At 72.2% G+C, this 21,784-nt stretch carries 1 protein-coding gene (cut by a window edge); it reads right to left on the bottom strand.

The annotated features are described in order from the left end of the window. A protein-coding gene (locus AB0I83_RS05210) for a type I polyketide synthase (RefSeq protein WP_363303667.1) crosses the window boundary here: on the bottom strand, positions 1-21,784 show its 5' portion. The gene continues 2,351 nt to the left of window position 1, outside the view; only the first 21,784 of its 24,135 coding nucleotides appear in the window; the start codon lies at positions 21,782-21,784; its stop codon lies beyond the left edge, outside the window.

Here is a 21,784-nt window from a genome sequence, read left to right as displayed (position 1 = left end):
GCCGCCATGCCTCGGCGTCCGCCGGGGGCCGCAGCGTGCCGTCGGCGGTGAGCCTGGCGAGCCTGGCCGCGCGGACGGCACCGTCACGGACGACGGTCTGCGGTTCGCCGGAGGCGAGGATCCCCGGCAGTGCGGTGGCGGAGCTTTCGGCGTCGTCCAGGTCGACGAGGACGAAGCGACCCGGTTCCTCCGACTGGGCGGAGCGGACGAGGCCCCACACGGCGGCTGCCGCCGGGTCGTCCGGGCCGTGCGGGTCGCCGGCCGTGACCGCGCCCCGGGTGACGAGGACGAGTCGCGACGAGTCGAACCTGCGTTCGGAGAGCCACCGCTGGACCAAGTCCAGCACCTGCACGGTGAGCGCCCGTGTGTCGGCCGCCATGCGGCCGGCGGCCGTGCCGTGGTCCCCGGACGCCCCGGCGCCGAGGCACGGCACGAGCAGTACGTCCGGCGCGGGTACACCGGCGAGCGCGTCCAGGTCGGCGGCCCGGCGGGCGTCCAGCGCGTCCGCGAGTCCGAGCGGGTCGGTGCCGAGCACCGCCCATCCGCTGGTGCCGCCCTCCGGAAGGTCTCCGCCCGTCGCGGCCGGGGCCCAGTCGAGGCGGAACATGTCGTGCGGGTACTCGGCGGGCGACGGCCGCAGTTGCGCGGCGGACACCTGGCGCATCGCCAGCGAGTCGACGGAGGCGACCGGCCGGCCGGTGCCGTCCGCGATGGACAGGCCCAGCGCGTCCGGCCCCACCTGCGACAGCCGTACGCGCAGGCTCGACGCGCCCGAGGCGTACAGGGAGACTCCCGACCAGGCGAACGGCAGCCTGCTGCGTCCGCTGCCGTCGAGCGCGACGAACGTCAGGGCCTGCAGAGCGGCGTCGAGCAGCGGCGGGTGCAGCCCGTAGCCGGCGGCCTCGGTGGCGTACGGCTCGGGCAGCGTGACCTCGGCGAACACGTCGTCCCCGGCCCGCCAGACGCGGCGCAGGCCCTGGAAGGAGGGGCCGTACGCGAATCCGCCCTGGCGGTACATCTCGTAGAAGTCGGAGACGTCGACGGCCTCGGCTCCCGGCGGGGGCCAGGCGGCGAAGTCGTACGCGGGCTCCGGGCGTCCGGTGCCGACGGTGCCGGCGGCGTGCAGCGTCCACGGGGCGTCCGCAGGGGCGCTCTCGGGGCGCGCGTGGAGTCGCAGGGGCCGCAGCCCGGCCTCGTCCGGTGCGCCGACGACGACCTGGAGTTGTACGGCGCCGTCGTCGGGCAGCACCAGCGGCGCGGCCAGGGTGAGTTCCTCCACCCGGTCGCAGCCGGCCTCGTCGGCCGCGCGTACGGCCAGTTCGAGGAAGGCGGTGCCGGGGAGGAGGACCGTGCCCATCACCTCGTGGTCGGCCAGCCACGGCAGGTCCCGTACGCCGATCCGGCCCGTGAACAGGTACCCGTCGTCGCCGGCCAGCGGGACCGCGGCACCGAGCAGCGGGTGTCCTGCGTCGGACAGACCGGCCGCCGCCACGTCGCCGGGCCGGCGCACCGGCGGGGTCGGCCAGTACGGCTTCCGCTGGAAGGCGTAGGTCGGCAGCGGGGTAACCCGGGCTCCGGTGGGGACGTGGAACGCCGCCCAGTCGACGGCCGCGCCGGACACCCACAGGTGCGCGAGTGCCGTGACTGCGGAGGCGGCCTCGGGGCGCTCACGGTGCAGGACGGGCACGGCGAGCGCCTCTTCGCAGGTCTCGGAGATCGCTCCGACGAGGGTGGCGTCGGGGCCGACCTCCACGAAGCGGGTGACGCCGAGGGCGGCCAGGCGGCTGATCGCGTCGGCGAACACCACCGTGCCGCGCACCTGGTCGGCCCAGTACTCCGGGGTGAACTCCTCGACCGGCTCGCCGGTGAGCGTGGAGACGATCGGAATCCTCGGCCGCTCGTACGCCGACGATGCGGCGGCGGCGGTGAACTCGGCGAGCATCGGTTCCATCAGCGCCGAGTGGAAGGCGTGGCTGACGTCCAGCCGGCGGCCCCGCCTGCCGGGGAGCGCCGCCTCGACGGCCTCGACGCCCGCACGGGTTCCGGAGACGACCACCTGACCGGGTGCGTTGACCGCGGCCACGGAGACCTCGTCACCGAGGAGGGGTGTCACCTCCTCCAGGGACGCGCGTACGGCCCACATCGCGCCGCCGGGCGGCAGCGCGCGCATCAGGCCGGCCCGTGCGGCCACGAGACGGCACGCGTCGTCCAGGGACATGACTCCGGCGACGTGGGCGGCGGCGAGTTCACCGACCGAGTGGCCGACGAGGTAGTCCGGGGTCACGCCCCACGACTCGTACAGCCGGAAGAGGGCCACTTCGACCGCGAACAGCGCGGGTTGTGCCCAGCCGGTGTTGTCCAGCAGTTCGGCGGGGCCGGTGAGGGCGACCTCGCGCAGCGGCAGGTCGAGCAGTGCGTCGAAGTGGGCGCACACCTCGTCCAGTGCGGTCGCGAACACGGGGAAGGTGTCGGCGAGTTCGCGTCCCATGCCGACCCGTTGGCCGCCCTGCCCGGAGAACACGAAGGCGGTCGCGCCGGTGCGCGCGGTGCCGGTCGGGGTGTCGGGTGTCGGCTCCCCGGCCGCGAGGGCCGTGAGCCGGGTCCGGAGCTCGGCGGTGTCGGCCCCGAGGACGACGGCCCGGTGTTCGAGGGCTGCCCTGGTCGTGGCCAGCGAGAGTCCCACGTCCACCGGTTCGGCATCGGAGACCGCGGGCTCCAGGCGCAGGGCCTGCTCGGCCAGCGCGGCGGACGTCTTCGCGGCCACCGGCCACGGGACGAGCGGGAGGCGTACCTCGGGAGTGGCGGCGGGGGTCTCCGCGGTGGCCGGAGCCTCCTCGATGATCACGTGTGCGTTGGTGCCGCTGATGCCGAAGGACGACACACCGGCACGCCTCGGGCGGTCGCCGCGCGGCCACTGCCTCGGCTCGGAGACCAGTTCCACGGCACCGTCCGACCAGTCCACGTGTGTGGACGGCGTGCCGGCGTGCAGGGTGCGGGGCAGCAGCTCGTGCCGCATGGCCAGCACCACCTTCATCAGCCCGGCGACACCTGCGGCGGCCTGGGTGTGGCCGATGTTGGACTTCACCGAGCCGAGCCACAGCGGCCGGTCCTCGGGCCGGTCCTGGCCGTACGTCGCCAGCAGGGCCTGCGCCTCGATCGGGTCGCCGAGCGTGGTGCCGGTGCCGTGCGCCTCGACGGCGTCGACGTCCCGCGCGGACAGCCCCGCACTCGCCAGCGCCTGCCGGATGACCCGCTGCTGGGACGGCCCGTTGGGCGCCGTCAGTCCGTTGGACGCGCCGTCCTGGTTGGTGGCACTGCCGCTCACGAGCGCGAGCACCGTGTGTCCGTTGCGGCGGGCGTCGGAGAGCCGCTCCAGCACGAGGACGCCGACGCCTTCCGCCCAGCCGGTGCCGTCGGCCTCGTCCGAGAACGCCTTGCAGCGGCCGTCGACCGCGAGGCCGTGCTGGCGGCTGAAGCTCACGAACGGCGACGGTGTGGACAGCAGTGTGACGCCGCCCGCCACCGCGAGCGAGCACTCGTCGTTGCGCAGCGCCTGCGCCGCGAGGTGCAGCGCGACGAGGGAGGACGAGCAGGCCGTGTCGACCGTGACCGCGGGGCCTTCCAGCCCCAGGGCGTACGCGACGCGGCCTGACAGGACACTCGCGGCGTTGCCGGTCATGAAGTAGCCGTCCGCACCCTGTGCGGAGGCCAGCAGCAGGCCGCCGTAGTCGGATCCGTTGCTCCCGGCGAACATGCCCGTACGGCTTCCGGCCAGTGACAGCGGGTCGATGCCCGCCCGCTCGGCGGCCTCCCAGACGCTCTCCAGGAGCAGCCGCTGCTGCGGGTCCATCGACACGGCTTCACGCGGGTTGATGCCGAACAGCGTGGCGTCGAATCCTCCGATGCCGTCGACGAAGCCACCGTGCCGGGTGTACGTCGTGCCGGCCTTGTCCGGGTCCGGGTCGTACACCCCGTCCACGTCCCAGCCGCGGTCGGTCGGGAACTCGGATATCGCGTCGGTGCCGCTGGCGAGCAGGCGCCAGTACTCCTCGGGTGAGGAGACTCCGCCCGGCAGCCGGCAGCTCATACCGATGATGGCGATCCGGTCGTCGTCCGCCCCGGTGGAGCCGGGTGTCCTCCCCCGCGCCGGTGCGGCGTCCGTCGCCGGGAGCGGTTCCGCCGCGCCGACGAGTTCCTGCCGGAGCAGGCGGACCAGGGCGTTCGGGGTCGGGTGGTCGAAGATCAGTGTCGCGGGCAGCCTGAGGCCGGTGACCAGACCGAGCCGGTTGCGCAGCTCGACCGCGGTGAGCGAGTCGAAGCCGATGTCGGAGAACGCCTGGGCGGGCTCCACATCGGTGGGAGCGGCGAAGCCCAGCACCGCGGCGACGTGCCTGCGGACGAGGTCGAGCAGCTCCCGGTCCCGCTCGGCCACGGTGAGCCCGGCGAGGCGGGCCGCGAGCGAGTCGGGGCTCCCGGCGGGTCCGTCGCCTCCGTCGGCGTCGAGCGCCTCACGGGCTTCCGGGATCGCGTCGAGGAGCGTGCTGCGGCGGCTCGACGTGAAGGCGGGTGCGTAGGTACCCCAGTCGATGCCGGCCACGGTGAGCGTGGCCTCGCCGTCGCCGACGGCCTGCTGGAGCACGGTGACGGCTGATCCGGGGTCCAGCGAGCGGACACCGCCCTTGCGCTGCCGTGCCTCGATCGCGGCACTGTCCGCCATGCCCGCGTCGGACCACGGGCCCCACGCGAGGGAGGTGGCGGCGAGTCCGTCGGCCCGCCGGTTCTCGGCGAGCGCGTCGAGAACCGCGTTCGCGGCCGCGTAGTTGGCTTGGCCGGGCCCGCCCCAGACGCCGGCCGTGGAGGCGAACATGACGAACGCGTCCAGTTCCGTGCCGAGTTCGCGGGTCACCTCGTCCAGAAGGAGCGCGGCGCGCGCCTTGGGTGCCATGACACCGGCGATACGTGACGGGCTGAGCGCGTCGAGGATGCCGTCGTCCAGGACACCCGCGGCGTGCACGACTGCCGTCAGCTTCGCCGTATCGCCGGACGTCAGTCCGGAGAGGAGCGCCGCGAGCTGATCGCGGTCCGCCACGTCGCAGGCCGCGAGGGTGACTCGGCCACCGAGGGACTCCAGCTCGCGGGCGAGCTCCGGAGCGCCCGGGGCGTCCGCGCCGCGCCTGCTCGTGAGCACCACGTGCTCGGCGCCCTGCTCGACGGCCCAGCGGGCGACCCTGGCACCCAGGGCGCCCGTGCCACCGGTGATCAGGACGGTGCCGGACGGCGTCCACCGGCCGTCCGCGCCCGTCGGGCGGGGCGCGCGGACCAGGCGTCGCCCGAAGAGGCCGGAGGCGCGCAGCGCGATCTGGTCCTCGTCCGCCGCGACGATCGCGTTCACCACACGGTGTGCGGCACGCGCGTCGGCCTCCGCCGGTACGTCGACGAGACCGCCCCAGCGGTCGGGGTGCTCGAGCGCGGCAACACGGCCGAGGCCCCAGACCGCGGCCTGTCCCGGGCGGGTCACCGCGTCCCAGCGGGCGACCGACACCGCGCCGGACGTCAACGACCACACCGGCGCGACGAGTTCTCTGTCCCCGAGGGCCTGCAACAGGAGGGACGTCAGCCCGAGGCCGACGGCCAGACCGGGGAGCCCGCTCTCGTGCTCGTCCCAGGCCAGGAGGGACACGACACCGGCGAGTTCTTCGAGGTCGGCGAGCCGTTCTCCGAGCGCCGTACGGTCCAGGTCGGTCTCACCGAGCGACAGCCGGAGGGAGGTACCGCCCCTGGCGGCCAGTTCCTCGGCGACCGCCTCGGCCCAGTGCTCGGCCGCGTCGTCAAGGGGCGTCACTATGAGGTACGTACCGGTCACGGTTGCGGAGTCCGCCACGTTCAGCGGCGTCCAGTTGACGCGGTAGCGCCAGGAGTCGGTGGCGTTCTGCTCGCGCTGACGGCGACGCCAGTCCGCGAGTGCCGGGAGCAGCGGCTCGAGGACGTCCGTCCCGGTGCCCAGCGTGCCGGCCAGCGCACCGGCGTCCGCCCTCTCGACGGCTGCCCAGAACTCACTGTCCGCTGCGGTGCCCTCGTCGGCGACGGCCACGGGCGCCCAGTCGAACTCGGGCCAGTAGCTGTGCCGTTGGAAGGCGTAGGTCGGCAGGTCGACGTTGCGGGGGTGGGCACCCTCGAAGGGGACCGTCCAGTCGACCTGGACTCCGCGCACCCACAACTCGGCGGCACTGGAGAGGAACCGGTCCAGACCGCCGTCGTCACGACGCAACGACCCGGTGACGACGCCCTCACCGGACGCCTCCACGATCTCCTGCACGGCGGTGGTCAGCACCGGGTGCGACGACACCTCGACGAACGTCCCGAAACCCTCCGCAACCAGCCTCTCCACAGCCTCCGCGAACCGGACCCGCGAACGCAGATTCGTGAACCAGTACTCGGCGTCCATCCCCGAACCGTCGACGAACTCACCCGAGACGGTGGACAACAACGGCACCGAACCCGCACGCGGAGCTACATCACCCAGCGCCTCGGTCACCTCGTCACGCAGCACATCCATCGCCGCCGAATGCGACGCGTAATCCACCGCTATCCGACGCGCACGCGCCCCGGAACGCTCACACTCCGCGACCACGGCCTCCACCGCGGCGACCTCACCCGAGACCACCACCTGCGACGGACCGTTCACCGCAGCCACCGAAACCCGACCCGACCAAGGAGCCAACAACTCCTCGGCCCGCTCCACCGAAACTCCCAGCGAAGCCATCGTCCCCCGACCACCCGACAACGCCGCGATCGACGCCGAACGAGCCACCACCACCCGCACGGCGTCCTCAAGTGACAACGCACCCGCCACACACGCGGCAGCGATCTCACCCTGCGAATGACCCACCACAGCGGCAGGCTCCACACCGTACGAACGCCACAACGCCGCCAAGGCGACCATCACCACGAACGACGCCGGCTGCACCACATCCACCCGATCGAACGACGGCGCACCCGCATCACCACGCAGAACAGCCGTCACCGACCAATCCACCAACCCGGACATCGCAGCCTCGCACTCAGCCACCACACCCGCGAACACCGCCGACGACTCCAGCAAACCGGCACCCATACCGGCCCACTGAGCACCCTGACCCGGGAACACGAACACAGTCCGCCCCACCGGACCCACCACACCCGACACCACACCAACCGCCGGCTCACCCGAAGCCAACGCACCCAAACCAGACGCAAGCGCACCAGTCACCACGGCACGGTGCTCGAACCGCGCACGCGTACTCAGCAACGACCAACCCACATCAACCGGATCAGCCCGGCCCACAACCCCAGCCAACGACGCAGCCTGACCCCGCAACGCAGCACCACTACGCCCCGACACCACCCACGGCACCACCGACGGAACCCCGGACTCCACACGCACGACCGGCTCCTCAGCCGGCGCCTCCTCCAGAATCACGTGCGCGTTCGTACCACTCATCCCGAACGCCGACACCCCAGCCCGACGCGGACGCTCCCCCACCGGCCACTCACGCGCCTCGGACAGCAACTCCACCGCACCCGCCGACCAGTCCACATGCGACGACGGCGTACCCAGATGCAACGACTTCGGCACCATGCCGTGCCGCATGGCCTGCACCATCTTGATCATCCCGGCGACACCGGCCGCCGCCTGCGCGTGGCCGATGTTGGACTTGATCGAGCCGAGCCACAGCGGACGGTCCTCGGAGCGGTCCTGGCCGTACGTCGCCAGCAGCGCCTGTGCCTCGATCGGGTCGCCGAGGGACGTGCCCGTGCCGTGCGCCTCCACCACGTCCACGTCAGCAGAGCTCAGCCGCGCGTTCGCCAGCGCCTGACGGATCACCCGCTGCTGCGACGGACCGTTCGGCGCCGTCAGACCATTCGACGCACCATCCTGATTCACCGCAGAACCACGCACCACAGCAAGCACCCGATGACCGTTGCGCTGTGCGTCCGACAGACGCTCCAGCAGCAGCATTCCGGCGCCCTCGGCCCAGCTGGCCCCGTCGGCGTCGTCCGAGAAGGGCTTGGAACGGCCGTCCACGGCGAGCGCGCGCTGCCGGCTGAACTCGATGAGCGAGATCGGGGTCGACATGATCGTCACGCCGCCCGCGAGCGCCATCGTGCAGTCCCCCTCGCGCAGCGCCTGGCAGGCGGAGTGCAGTGCGACCAGGGACGACGAGCAGGCCGTGTCGATGGTGAGCGCGGGTCCTTCGAGCCCGAAGGAGTAGGCGACCCGGCCGGAGAGCACGCTGGGCGAGTTACCGGTGCCGAGGAAGCCCTCGAAGCTGTCCTTGGCCGCGGCGAGCAGACCGCCGTAGTCCTGGTAGGTCACTCCCGCGAAGACGCCGGTGCTGCTGCCGCGCAGGGTTCGCACGTCGAATCCGGCGTGCTCCATCGCCTCCCAGGAGATCTCCAGGAGCAGTCGCTGCTGCGGGTCCATCGCGACGGCCTCACGCGGGGAGATGCCGAAGAAGGTGGCGTCGAACCGGCTGGCGTCGTGCAGGAACCCGCCCTCGTGGACGTAGCAGGTGCCCGGGTTGTCCGGGTCCGGGTCGTACAGCGCGTCCAGGTCCCAGCCTCGGTCGGTCGGGAAGCCGGAGACCGCGTCGGTGCCGTCGGCGACGAGTTGCCAGAGCTCTTCCGCGGTGCTCACTCCGCCGGGGTACCGGCAGCTCATGCCGATGATGGCGATGGGCTCGTCGAGAGCCGAGGCGTCGGTGGGCCGGCCCGCCGGCGCTGCGGCGGACTCTGGTGCGCCCAGCAGTTCCTCGCGCAGGTGGTCGACCAGGGCGCGCGGGGTCGGGTAGTCGAAGACGAGTGTCGCGGGCAGCCTCAGCCCGGTCTCCTCGCTCAGTGCCTCGCGCAGTTGAACCGCGGTGAGGGAGGTGAACCCGAGTTCGCGGAAGGCGAGGTCCTCGTTCACCGCCTGTGCGGCGGGCTGCTCCAGCACGATCGCCGCCCGGCGGCTGACGATCTCCAGCAGGGCGCCGCGCTGCTCGTCCGACGGCAGCGCGGAAAGCCGGTCGCGAAGTGCCTGCCCGCCGCCCGAGACGGCGGCAGCTGCCTTGCGGCGTACGGGGCGGCGCTCCGTGGCGGTGGTGTCGTGGCCGGCCGTAACGGCGTCGGCCGGGGCGTCCGCGGTGACGGCATCCGCCGGGGCGGGGGCAACCGTGAACGGTGTGCCGTCGTACGGGCGAAGGGTCAACGCGTCGGCGGTCAGGACGGGTTCGCCGGTGGTGTCCGCGACGGTGACGACGTAGCTGCCCTCGGCCGCGCCGGGTGTGAGGGCTGCCCTCAGCATCGACGCGCCGGTGGCGTGCAGGGTGACGCCGCTCCAGACGAACGGCAGGCGTGCGGCACCGGCGGACCGTACGTCGTACGACAGGGCCTGGAGCGCGGCGTCCAGGACGGCCGGGTGGAGGCCGTACCGGTCGGCCTCGGCGCGGAACTCGTCCGGGATCGCGACCTCGGCGAAGAGCTCACCGTCCCGGTGCCACACGGCTGTGAGCCCCTGGTAGACGGCGCCGTACGCGAATCCGCGCTCGGCACGGGCCGGGTAGTGGCCCTCGATGTCGACCGGGGTGGCTCCCGCGGGCGGCCACGTGCCGAGAGCCGTGGCCCGCTGCCCGCGGGCGGCCCCGAGGACACCGCTCGCGTGTCGGCTCCACTCCGGGGTTCCCTCGGCGCGGGAGCTGATGCGGAAGGTGCGGGCGCCGGCGGCGTCCGCCGGCTCGACGAGCACCTGGACCTGGACCGCCTGCCGCTCGGGCAGCACCAGCGGTGTTTCGAGGACGAGTTCCTCGACCCGGTCGCAGGCCAGTTCGTCGCCGGCCCGGACGGCGAGTTCGATGTATCCGGTGCCGGGGAAGACGGCCTCGTCAGCGACCCGGTGTTCGGCCAGCCAGGGATGCGTGCGGGCGGATATGCGGCCGGTGAAGACGTGGCCGCCGCCGTCGGAGAGTTCCACGACGGCGCTCAGCACCGGGTGTTTGAGGGGGTCGGCGCCCATCGCGCCGGCGTGCAGCGGTCCGGTGCCTCCGTCCAGCCAGTGGCGGCTGCGCTGGAAGGCGTAGGTCGGCAGGTCGGCCGTACGCGCTCCGGTGCCCGCGAAGAGCGCTGCCCAGTCGACGTCGGCGCCGTCGCACCAGAGCCTGGCCAGGGCCGTCACGGCGGTCCTGGGCTCGGGGCGATCGCGTTGGGCCAGCGGTACGGCGACCGCGCCGTCGTGCGTCTCGCCGATCGCGCCGATGAGGCTCGCGTCCGGGCCCAGCTCGACGTAGCGGGTGACGCCGAGCGATGCGAGGTGGGTGATCGCGTCGGCGAACGCCACTGTGCCGCGCACCTGGTCGCTCCAGTACCGCGCGTCGAACCGCTCGACCGGCTCGCCGGTCAGGGTGGAGACGACCGGGATCCTGGGGCGTGCGTAGGCCACGGTCGCCGCGACTTCCGCGAACGCGTCGAGCATCGGGTCCATGAGCGCCGAGTGGAAGGCGTGGCTGACGTCCAGCCAACGGCCCTGGCGGTCGGAGAGTTCGGCGGCGACGGCTTCGACGGCCTGCCGCGTTCCGGACAGCACGACCTGGCCCGGGGCGTTCACCGCGGCCACCGACACCTCGTCGTCGAGGTACGGGGCGATCTCGTCGGCAGTCGCGCGTACGGCCCACATCGCGCCGCCGGACGGTAGCGCCCGCATCAGCTCGGCACGCGCGGCGACGAGTCGGCACGCATCCGGCAGGGTGAGGACACCGGCGACGTGCGCGGCGGCCAGTTCGCCGACCGAATGGCCGACGAGATGGTCCGGGACGATCCCCCAGGACTCCAGCAGCCGGTACGAGGCCACCTCGAACGCGAACAGCGCGGGCTGTGCCCAGCCGGTGTTCCTCAACCCGTCGGGGTCATCGGCCATCACCTCGCGGAGCCCCTCGAAGTGTGCGCACACCTCGTCCAGCGCGGTCGCGAACACCGGGAAGGCCTCTGCCAGTTCGCGGCCCATACCGGCCCGCTGACCACCCTGCCCCGAGAAGACGAACCCGGTGAGCCCGCGGCCGGTCACTCCGGACACCAGCCCCGGGGCCGGCTGTCCCGCACCCAGGGCTTCGAGCCGAGTGCGCAGCTCGTCCGTGTCGGCGCCGAGCACGACCGCCCGGTGTTCGAGGGCGGCCCGGGTCGTCGCCAGCGACCATCCGATGTCCACTGCGTCCCGGTCCGGCAGCCCGGAGGCCAGCCGCGCCGCCTGCGCGGTCAGGCCGTCCTCGGAGCGCGCCGACACCGGCCAGGGCACGACCGGCAGCACGGCGTCGACGGCCGGTTCGGCGGGTTCGCCGGAGGTGGGTTCGGTGAGGGCGGGTTCGGCGAAGGCGGGCGCCTCCTCGACGATCACGTGGGCGTTCGTACCGCTGACACCGAACGCGGAGATCCCCGCCCGGCGCGGCCGGTCCTCGCGCGGCCAGTCGCGCGCCTCGGACAGCAGCTCCACCGCACCCGCCGACCAGTCCACGTGCGACGACGGCGTACCGGCGTACAGGGTGCGGGGCATGAGCCCGTGCCGCAGTGCGAGGACCATCTTCATGACACCGGCGACACCGGCGGCGGCCTGCGTGTGCCCCAGGTTCGACTTGACCGAGCCGAGCCACAACGGACTCCCCTCCGGCCGGTCCTGCCCGTACGTCGCCAACAACGCCTGCGCCTCGATCGGGTCGCCGAGGGACGTACCCGTACCGTGCGCCTCCACCACGTCCACGTCAGCAGAACCCAACCGCGCGTTCGCCAGCGCCTGACGGATCACCCGCTGCTGCGACGGACCGTTCGGCGCCGTCAGACCATTCGACGCACCATCCTGGTTCACCGCGGAACCACGCACCACAGCGAGCACCTGGTGCCCGTTGCGCTGTGCGTCGGACAGGCGCTCCACGAGGAGCAGGCCCACGCCCTCGCCCCAGCCCGTGCCGTCGGCGTCGTCGGAGAACGCCTTGCAGCGGCCGTCGACGGCGAGGCCGCCCTGGTGCGCGAAGTCGATGAACGCGTCCGGGCTGGCGATGATCGTCGCACCGCCGGCCAGCGCGAGGGAGCACTCCCCCGAACGCAGTGCCTGCACGGCGAGGTGGAGCGCCACCAGCGAGGACGAGCAGGCCGTGTCGACGGTGACCGCCGGGCCCTCGATTCCGAGCACGTACGAGATGCGGCCCGAGAGCACACTGCCCGAGTTGCCGGTGATGAGGTGACCGCCGACGCCGTCGGGGACGTCGTGCACGTTGCTGAGGTAGCCGGAACCGCCTGCGCCGACGAAGACGCCGACCTTCTCGCCCCGCATGGAGAGCGGGGCGATGCCCGCGCGTTCCAGGGACTCCCAGGCGACCTCCAACAGCAGGCGCTGCTGCGGGTCCATCGCCAGCGCCTCACGCGAGGAGATTCCGAAGAAGCCGGCGTCGAAGCCTGCGGCGTCGTCGAGGAACCCGCCCTCCCGGCGGAACGACGAGCCGGACGCGTCGAGGCCGTCCAGTTCCCAGCCCCGGTCCTCGGGGAACGGGCTGATGGCGTCGACCGAGCCGGACAACAGCCGCCACAGGCCCTCCGCGTCGGTGACCCCACCGGGGAAGCGGCAGCCCATCGAGACGATCGCGATCGGCTCGTCCGGGACGGCGCGATCGGGCGCGAAGAGATCGGGCGCCCGCTCGGTGCCTGCCTGCCCGTCGACGAGGAAGTCGGTGAGCGCCTCCGCCGTCGGGTGGTCGAAGACCAGCGTGCTCGGGAGGGACAGTCCGGTGACCGTCTTCATCCGGTCGCGGAACTCGACCGCGGTGAGCGAGTCGAACCCGAGGTCACGGAAGGCGCGTGCCGGTTCGATCGCGGCGGTTCCGGAGTGGCCGAGAGCGGCCGCGGCCTCTCCGCGCACGAGTTCGAGGACCTTGCGGCGCCGGTCCCGGTCGTCCAGGTCGCGCAGCAGCTCGCCCAGCGCGCTGACGGTGCCGCCCCGCTCCTCTTCGTCCTGCTGTACGTCTCCGAGTCCGGCCAGCAGCGGGCTGGGCCGCCGCACGGTGAAGGTGGGCAGGAACCGGTCCCAGTCGACGTCCACCACGGTCACGCAGGGAGCGTCGCCGGTGAGGGCCAGTTCCAGCGCGGCCATCGCGTCGTCGGGCGACAGGGCGGGCAGACCACGGCGCAGGAGGTCGTCCTGGGCCCCCTCGGCCGCGGCCATGCCTCCGCCGCCCCACGGGCCCCAGGCGATCGACGTGGCCGCCTTCCCCTGGGCGCGGCGACGGGTCGCGAGGGCGTCGAGGCAGGCGTTGGCGGCGGCGTAGCCGCTCTGGCCTCCGCTGCCCCAGGTGGCGGCGATGGAGGAGTAGAGCACGAAGGCGTCGAGGTCCCGCTCGCCGAGCAGCGCGTCGAGGTTCACCGCACCGGTGACCTTCGCGCCCAGCATCGCGGCCAGGTCGTCCGCGGAGGTCTCGCGCAGGGCGACGGCCTGGGTGAGACCGGCGGTGTGGAAGACGGACCGGATCGCCGGGCCTTCGGACTCGATCATCGCGACGGCCGCCGCGAGGGCGTCCCGGTCGGTGATGTCGCAGACGGCGAAGGTGACGGTCGCACCGCGCTCCTGGAGTACGTCGCGGAGCTCGGCAGCGCCGGGCGCCTCCGCACCACGCCGACTCACCAGGGCGATATGCTCCGCGCCCCGGTCGACGGCCATCCGCGCGATCCGCGCGCCGAGGGCGCCCGTACCGCCGGTGATCAACACGGCGCCGGACGGCGTCCAGGCCGCGCCCGTGGTCCGCAGCGAGGCGGGAGCGAGCCTGCGGCCCATCACCGCACCGCCACGCAGCGCCAACTGGTCCTCGTCCCCGGCGCCCCCGGCCAGAACCTCCATCAGCCGATCGACACCGGAACCCTCGGGCTTCTCCGGTACGTCGACGAGACCGCCCCAGCGGTCCGGCTCCTCCAGGGCCGCGACCCGGCCGAGTCCCCACACGGCGGCCCGCACCGGATGCGTCAGTTCGTCACCCGGTCCGATGGACACCGCGCCCGATGTGACAGCCCATACGCGGGAGTTCAGATCGGCGTCCCCCACGGCCTGGCACAGGGCCGCCGTGGCCGTCAGGCCGAGCGCCGGTCCGGCGTGTTCCGGGTGCCCGGTCTCGTCCTGGCCGAGGAACGACACCACCCTGCCGCAGTCGGCGAACTCCGCCAGACGCCCGGCCAGGGCAGCCCGGTCCAGGTCCCCGGCACCGAGCCGCAGCCTCGTCACCCTCGCGCCGCGCGCCGCCAGTGCACCGGCGAGAGGCTCGGCCCAGGGCTCATCGCCCTCCACGGGCTCGACGATCAGCCAACCGCCCGACACGTCGACGGCGTTCGCGGGGCCGGTCGGTGTCCAGTCGGCGCGGTAGCAGAGCCGGTCGAGTCCGGCCGACGCGGACTGCCTGCGTTGCCAGGTGCCGAGCGCCGAGAGGACGTCCTCGGGTCCGGCCTGGGTGGAGACCCCCAGCGCGGTCGTGAATGTCTCGACGTCCCCGCCCGCGACGATGTCCCAGAGCGCGCCGTCGGTGGCAGGGCCGGAGATCGTGCGGCTGTCGGTGCGGGTGGTGGGCCAGTAGCGGCGGTGCTGGAAGGCGTAGGTGGGCAGGTCGGTGACACGGGCGCCGGTGGGTGCGTAGAAGGCCGCCCAGTCGACGTCACCGCCGGAGACCCACAGCTGGGCCAGGGCGGACACGACGGCGGTGGACTCCGGACGCTTACGGTGCAGAACCGGCACCGCGAGCACGTCCTCACAGGTCTCACCGATCGCCCCGACCAGACTCGCGTCGGGACCGAGCTCGACGAAGCGCGTCACGCCCAGAGACTTGAGCCGGGTCACGGCATCCGCGAAACGGACCGTACCCCGCACCTGCTCCACCCAGTACGAAGCAGTGAACTCCTCCACGTCCTCCCCGGTCAGCGTGGAGACGATCGGGACCTGCGGACGGTCGTACGAAAGCTGATCCGCCACGGCCCTGAACTCGTCCAGCATCGGGTCCATCAACGCCGAGTGGAACGCGTGACTGACCTCCAGCCAACGCCCCTGACGGTCGGAGAGTGCGGACGCCACCTGCTCGACGGTCTCACGCGCACCGGACAGGACCACCTGCCCCGGCGCGTTCACCGCCGCCACCGACACACCATCCACCAGGAACGGAGCGACCTCCTCCGGGGTCGCCCGCACAGCCCACATCGCACCGCCCGAAGGCAGCGCCCCCATCAGCCCAGCCCGCGAGGCGACGAGCCGGCACGCGTCGTCCAGCGACAGCACACCAGCCACGTGCGCAGCCGCCAGCTCACCGACGGAGTGACCGACCAGATAATCCGGCCTGACATCCCACGACTCCACCAACCGGAACAACGCCACCTCGACCGCGAAGATCGCAGGCTGCGCCCAACCCGTACCCCTCAAAGCCTCGGCATCACCGGACATCACCTCACGCAGAGGCCGGTCCAACAACCCGTCGAACCGCGCACACACCTCGTCGAGCGCCTCGGCGAACACGGGGAACACGGAGGCCAACTCCACGCCCATGCCGACCCGCTGACCACCCTGACCCGAGAACACGAACCCGGTCAGACCTGTCCCAGCGAGACCCGAGACCTGGGCGGGCCCACCTGCCGCCAGTACCGCCAGCCGCTCGCACAGTTCGTCGGAGTCCGCACCGAGGACGACCGCCCGGTGCTCCAGACCTGCCCGGGTGGTAGCCAGCGACAACCCCACGCAAGCGGGGGCGAGTTCACCGGCGGCGGGCAGCAGTCGCGCCGCCTGCGCGGACACGCCTTCACGCGACCGCGCCGAGACCAGCCACGGAACGACCGGCAGCTCCCGAACGTCCTCGGCCTCCGGCACCGACGGCTGGGCCGGTGCCTCCTCGATGATCACGTGCGCGTTGGTACCGCTCACACCGAACGACGACACACCCGCCCGCCGAAGCCGATCCGTCCCGCGCCACTCGCGCGCTTCGGACAGCAGCTCCACCGCGCCCGCCGACCAGTCCACATGCGAGGACGGCGTGTCGGCGTACAGCGTCTTCGGCAGAAGACCGTGCTCCATGGCGAGGATCATCTTCATCACGCCCGCGACACCCGCAGCCGCCTGCGTGTGACCGACGTTGGACTTGATCGACCCCAACCGCAGCGGAATGCCCTCGGGCCGGTCCTGCCCGTACGTCGCCAGCAGCGCCTGCGCCTCGATCGGATCACCGAGAGACGTACCCGTGCCGTGCGCCTCGACCGCGTCCACGTCGGCGGGGCTCAGCTGGGCGTTCGCCAGCGCGGCCCTGATCACGCGCTGCTGCGACGGGCCGTTCGGCGCCGTCAGACCGTTGGACGCACCGTCCTGGTTCACCGCGGAACCCCGCAGCGCGGCCAGCACACGATGGCCATGACGCCGCGCGTCCGACAGCCGCTCCAGGACCAGGACGCCTACGCCCTCGCCCCAGCCCGTGCCGTCGGCGTCGTCCGAGAACGCCTTGCACCGCCCGTCGCCGGCAAGACCACCCTGACGCTCGAAGTCGACGAAGGCGCCCGGCGTGGACATCACCGTCACACCACCGGCAAGCGCCAGAGAGCACTCGCCCGACCTGAGCGACTGTGCGGCCATATGCATCGCGACGAGAGACGAGGAGCAAGCCGTGTCGATCGTGACCGCCGGGCCCTCGAAGCCCAAGGCGTACGACACACGACCCGAGAGGACACTCGCGGAACTGCCTGTCCCGCCGTAACCCTCCGCAGACTCTCCCGCCAATGCCAACGCGGCCGGGTAGTCCTGCCCGTTCGTACCGGCGAAGACACCCACCGGCAACCCACGCAACGAGACAGGCGATATCCCGGACCGCTCCAGCGACTCCCACACGACTTCGAGGAGCAGCCGCTGCTGCGGGTCCATCGCGAACGCCTCACGCGGCGATATCCCGAACAGACCGGCATCGAAATCAGCCGCGCCCTCCAGGAAGCCGCCCACGCGGGCGTAGTCACCGGTGGCGGCAAGGGCCTCTATGGCCGCCCAGCCTCGGTCGGCCGGGAAGGGGCCCATGGCGTCGACGCCGCCGGCCAGCAGTCGCCACAGATCCTCGGGCGAGCCGACCCCACCGGGGAACCGGCAGCCCATGCCCACCACGACCACCGGGTCATCCGCGTCGGCCGGCGGGGCAGTCCTGTCCGGGGTGAAGGCAGCGTCCTGGGCGGTGCCGAAGAGGCGGGTCAGCAGTTCGTCGGTCAGCGCCTCCACGGACGGGTGGTCGAACACGATGGTCGAGGCGAGGGTGAGCCCGGTGACCGTGGCCAGTGCGTTGCGCAGTTCCACGGCCATCAGGGAATCGACGCCCAGCTCACGGAAAGCGGTGGCGGGCCCGATGGCCACGGGGTCGGCGAAGCCGAGTACGGCAGCCGCCTGGGCACGCACAGTCCCCAGCAGGGTGGCGCGGCGGGCGGCGCCCGTCAGTCCGGCCAACCGGTCACGCATCCCGTCACCGGGAGAGACTGCTCGGTCAGGACTCACCGCCGCGCCGGGTGCGATGACGTCCCACAGCCGGTTGGTACGCAACGCGGTCATCCCTGGAACGAACCGCGCCCAGTCCACGTCGACAACCGTCACACACCCGACAGCCGACCCCAGAAGCCCCACCGCAACATCCGGATCCAACGGAGACAGACCACCCCGACCGAGGCGTGCGACGACGGCCGCGTCGTCCGCCATCCCACCCTCGGCCCAAGGACCCCACGCCACCGACGTACCCACCAAACCCTGAGCACGCCGAAACTCCACCAACGCATCCAACGCCGCATTCGCCGCCGCATACGAACCCTGACCCGCACCACCCCACACACCCGCAGCAGACGAGAACACCACGAACGCATCCAACCGCCGACCAACCAACGCATGATGAAGATTCCAAGCAGCCCCAGCCTTCGGACCCCACACACCACCGACCCGACCAGCCGTCAGACCACCGACAACCCCGTCATCCAACACACCCGCCGCATGAACCACAGCCGACACATCAAAACGCTCAACAAGCCGCGCCACATCAGCCCGCGAGCCGACATCACACGCCACCACATCAACCTCAGCACCGAGCGCACACAAACCATCACGCAACTCACGCGCACCGTCAGCCTCCAAACCCCGACGGCTCACCAACACCACACGCCCCGCGCCCCGCTCCACGACCCAGCGCGCAACCCGAGCACCCAACACACCCGTACCACCCGTGACCAACACCGTCCCCGACGGCGACCACGTCTCCACACCGGACCGCACAGGCGACCCAACCAACCGGCGCCCCAAGACCGCACCACCACGGACCGCCAACTCGTCCTCGTCACCCACACCCCCCGCCAACACCTCGACCAACCGGCCGACAGCACCGCTCTCCAGCAGCACAGGCACGTCAACCAGGCCACCCCAACGACCCGGCTCCTCCAACGCCACCACCCGGCCAAGACCCCACACACCAGCGCGAACGGGGTACGTCACCTCATCCCCGGGCCCCACCGACACCGCACCCGACGTCACCGACCACACACGGCCCTCGACACCGGCATCAACCACCGCCTGCACCAACACCACAGACGCGACCAGCCCACCGGGTGCCCCCGAAGCGTGATCACTCTCGTCCTGGCCCAGGAACGACACGACACCAGTGCAGTCCGCGAACTCCGCCAACCGCCCGGCGAGACCCTCCCGGTCCAGATCCCCGGCCGCCAACCGCAGACGACTCACCCGAGCCCCACGCACCGACAACTCATCAGCCAGCGCATCCGCCCAAACGTCCTCAACAGCAGCCGACTCCACCAACAGCCAATGGCCGGTCACTCCGGGACCCGTGGTGAGGCCGACCGGCGTCCACGAGACCTCGTAGTGCAGTCGGTCGATGTCGGCGCGCTCCTCCCTGCGCCGGCGCCAGGCGGACAGTGCCGGGAGGGCGTCGCTGAGCGGCACCCCGGGCTCGATGCCGAGTTCGGCGGCGAGCGCGTCGGCGTCGCCACGACTGACGGCGTCCCAGAGTGCGGCGTCCGCGTCGGTCGGCGTGACCGCCGCGACCGGTACCGGCCGGGGCCAGTACCGCTCGCGCTGGAAGGCGTACGTGGGCAGCTCGACGACAGCCGCACCGGTCGGGGCGTAGAACGCCGCCCAGTCGACCCGGCCGCCCTCCGCCCACAGGCCGCTCAGCGCCGCAACCGCCGTACCCGGCTCCGACCGGTCACGGCGCAGCAACGACACCGCGAACACCCTGTCGTCACAGGTCTCACCGACCGCCCCGACCAGGCTCGCATCAGGACCCAGCTCGACGAACCGCGTCACACCCAGAGACTTGAGCCGGGTCACGGCATCCGCGAAACGGACCGTGCCCCGCACCTGGTCCACCCAGTACGCGGCCGTGAACACCTCGACGGATTCGCCCGTCAGCGTCGACACGATCGGGACCTGCGGGCGGTCGTACGAAAGCTGATCCGCCACGGCCCTGAACTCGTCCAGCATCGGGTCCATCAACGCCGAATGGAACGCGTGACTGACCTCCAGCCAACGACCCTGACGCTCAGGAAGCGCGGACGCCACGGCTTCGACGGCCTCACGCACACCGGACAGGACCACCTGCCCCGGAGCATTCACCGCCGCCACCGACACACCATCCACCAGGAACGGAGTGACCTCTTCAAGGGTCGCCCGTACCGCCCACATCGCACCACCCGAAGGCAACGCCCCCATCAGCGCGGCCCTGGCAGCCACCAGCCGGCACGCGTCCTCCAGCGACAGCACACCAGCCACATGTGCCGCCGCCAGCTCACCGACGGAGTGCCCCACGAGGTGGTCGGGGACGACGCCCCACGACTGCGCCAACCTGAACAACGCAACCTCGACCGCGAAGATCGCAGGCTGCGCCCAACCCGTGTTCCTCAAAGCCTCCGCATCATCGGACATCACCTCACGCAGAGGCCGGGACAACAGGCCGTCGAACCGCGCACACACCTCGTCCAACGCAGCCGCGAACACCGGAAAGGCATCCGCCAACTCCACACCCATACCGACCCGCTGACCACCCTGACCCGAGAACACGAACCCGGTCAGACCACCCCGCACCTCGACCGGCACCACATCCCCGGACACCAGCCCGGCCAACCCCTCACCCAACTCACCCGCATCCGCACCCAGCACCACCGACCGGTGCTCCAGACCCGACCGAGCCGACCCCAAGGACAGACCCACATCCGCCACACCAAGACCCTCGACAGCCCGCAACAACCGACCCGCCTGAGCGGACACGCCGGCAGCCGACCTGGCCGAGACCGGCCACGGAACCAGCGGGAGTCGCAGACCGCCTCCGGTGGTGTCCGCGCCGGTCTCGGAGCCCTCCCCAGGTGTCTCGTCGGGCGCTGCCTCGGGCGCCTCCACCGGGGTTTCCTCGATGATGACGTGCGCGTTCGTGCCGCTGACGCCGAAGGCTGAGACGCCCGCACGGCGGGGGCGGTCCTCGGCGGGCCAGTCGCGGGCCTCGGACAGCAGCTCCACCGCGCCCGCCGACCAGTCGACGTGCGACGACGGCGTGTCCGCGTACAGCGTCCTGGGCATCTGGCCGTGGCGCAGGGCCTGCACCATCTTCATGACGCCGGCGACACCGGCGGCGGCCTGGGTGTGCCCGATGTTCGACTTGACCGAGCCGAGCCACAAGGGCCTGTCCTCGGGCCGGTCCTGCCCGTACGTCGCCAGGAGCGCCTGCGCCTCGATGGGGTCGCCGAGCGTCGTACCCGTACCGTGCGCCTCCACCACGTCCACGTCGGCGGCGGTCAGCCGGGCGTTCGCAAGCGCGGCCTTGATCACGCGCTGCTGGGACGGGCCGTTCGGCGCCGTCAGGCCGTTCGACGCACCGTCCTGGTTGACTGCGGAACCCCGCACCACCGCGAGCACCTGGTGCCCGTTACGACGCGCGTCCGACAGACGCTCCAGCACGAGGATGCCGACACCCTCGCCCCAGCCCGTCCCGTCCGCGTCGTCCGAGAACGCCTTGCACCGCCCGTCCCCGGCAAGACCGCCCTGGCGGGCGAACTCGATGAAGGCGGCCGGGGTGGTCATGACGGTGACGCCGCCGGCCAGGGCGAGGGAGCACTCGCCTGACCTGAGCGACTGCGCGGCCATGTGCAGGGCGACGAGCGACGACGAGCACGCCGTGTCGACGGTGACGGCGGGGCCTTCGAGGCCGAGGGCGTACGACAGCCGGCCGGACAGGACACTGCCCGAACTGCCGGTCATCACATAGCCCGCGACTCCGTCCTCTCCCGCCAGGAGGGTGTCGTAGCCGGACGGGGAGCCGCCGACGAAGACGCCGACCTTCTCACCCTTCAGGGACAGCGGGGCGACGCCCGCGCGCTCCAGCGACTCCCAGGCGACCTCCAGCAGCAGGCGCTGCTGCGGGTCCATGGCCATGGCCTCGCGGGGGGCGATCCCGAACAGTGCGGCGTCGAAGTCCGCGACGTCCGGAAGGAAGCCGCCCCGGGTGTCCGCGGCGACGCCGGGCAGGTCGAGGTTCCAGCCGCGGTCCGGCGGTACGGGCCCCATGGCATCCGTACCGCCGGCCACCAGCCGCCACAGGTCGTCCGAGGACCGGACGCCGCCCGGGAAGCGGCAGTTCATCGCGACGATGGCGATGGGCTCCCGGGCCGCGTCCTCCACCTCACGGAGTCGCTGACGCGTCTCGTGAAGATCGGCCGTCGTCCACTTGAGGTAGTCGCGAAGCTTGTCCTCGTTCAC

Origin of the sequence: Streptomyces sp. NPDC049970, assembly GCF_040660235.1 — a bacterium.
Lineage (GTDB): Bacteria > Actinomycetota > Actinomycetes > Streptomycetales > Streptomycetaceae > Streptomyces.
Note: the sequence above shows the minus strand (reverse complement) of the source record. Positions and strands in the feature narration are given on the sequence as shown.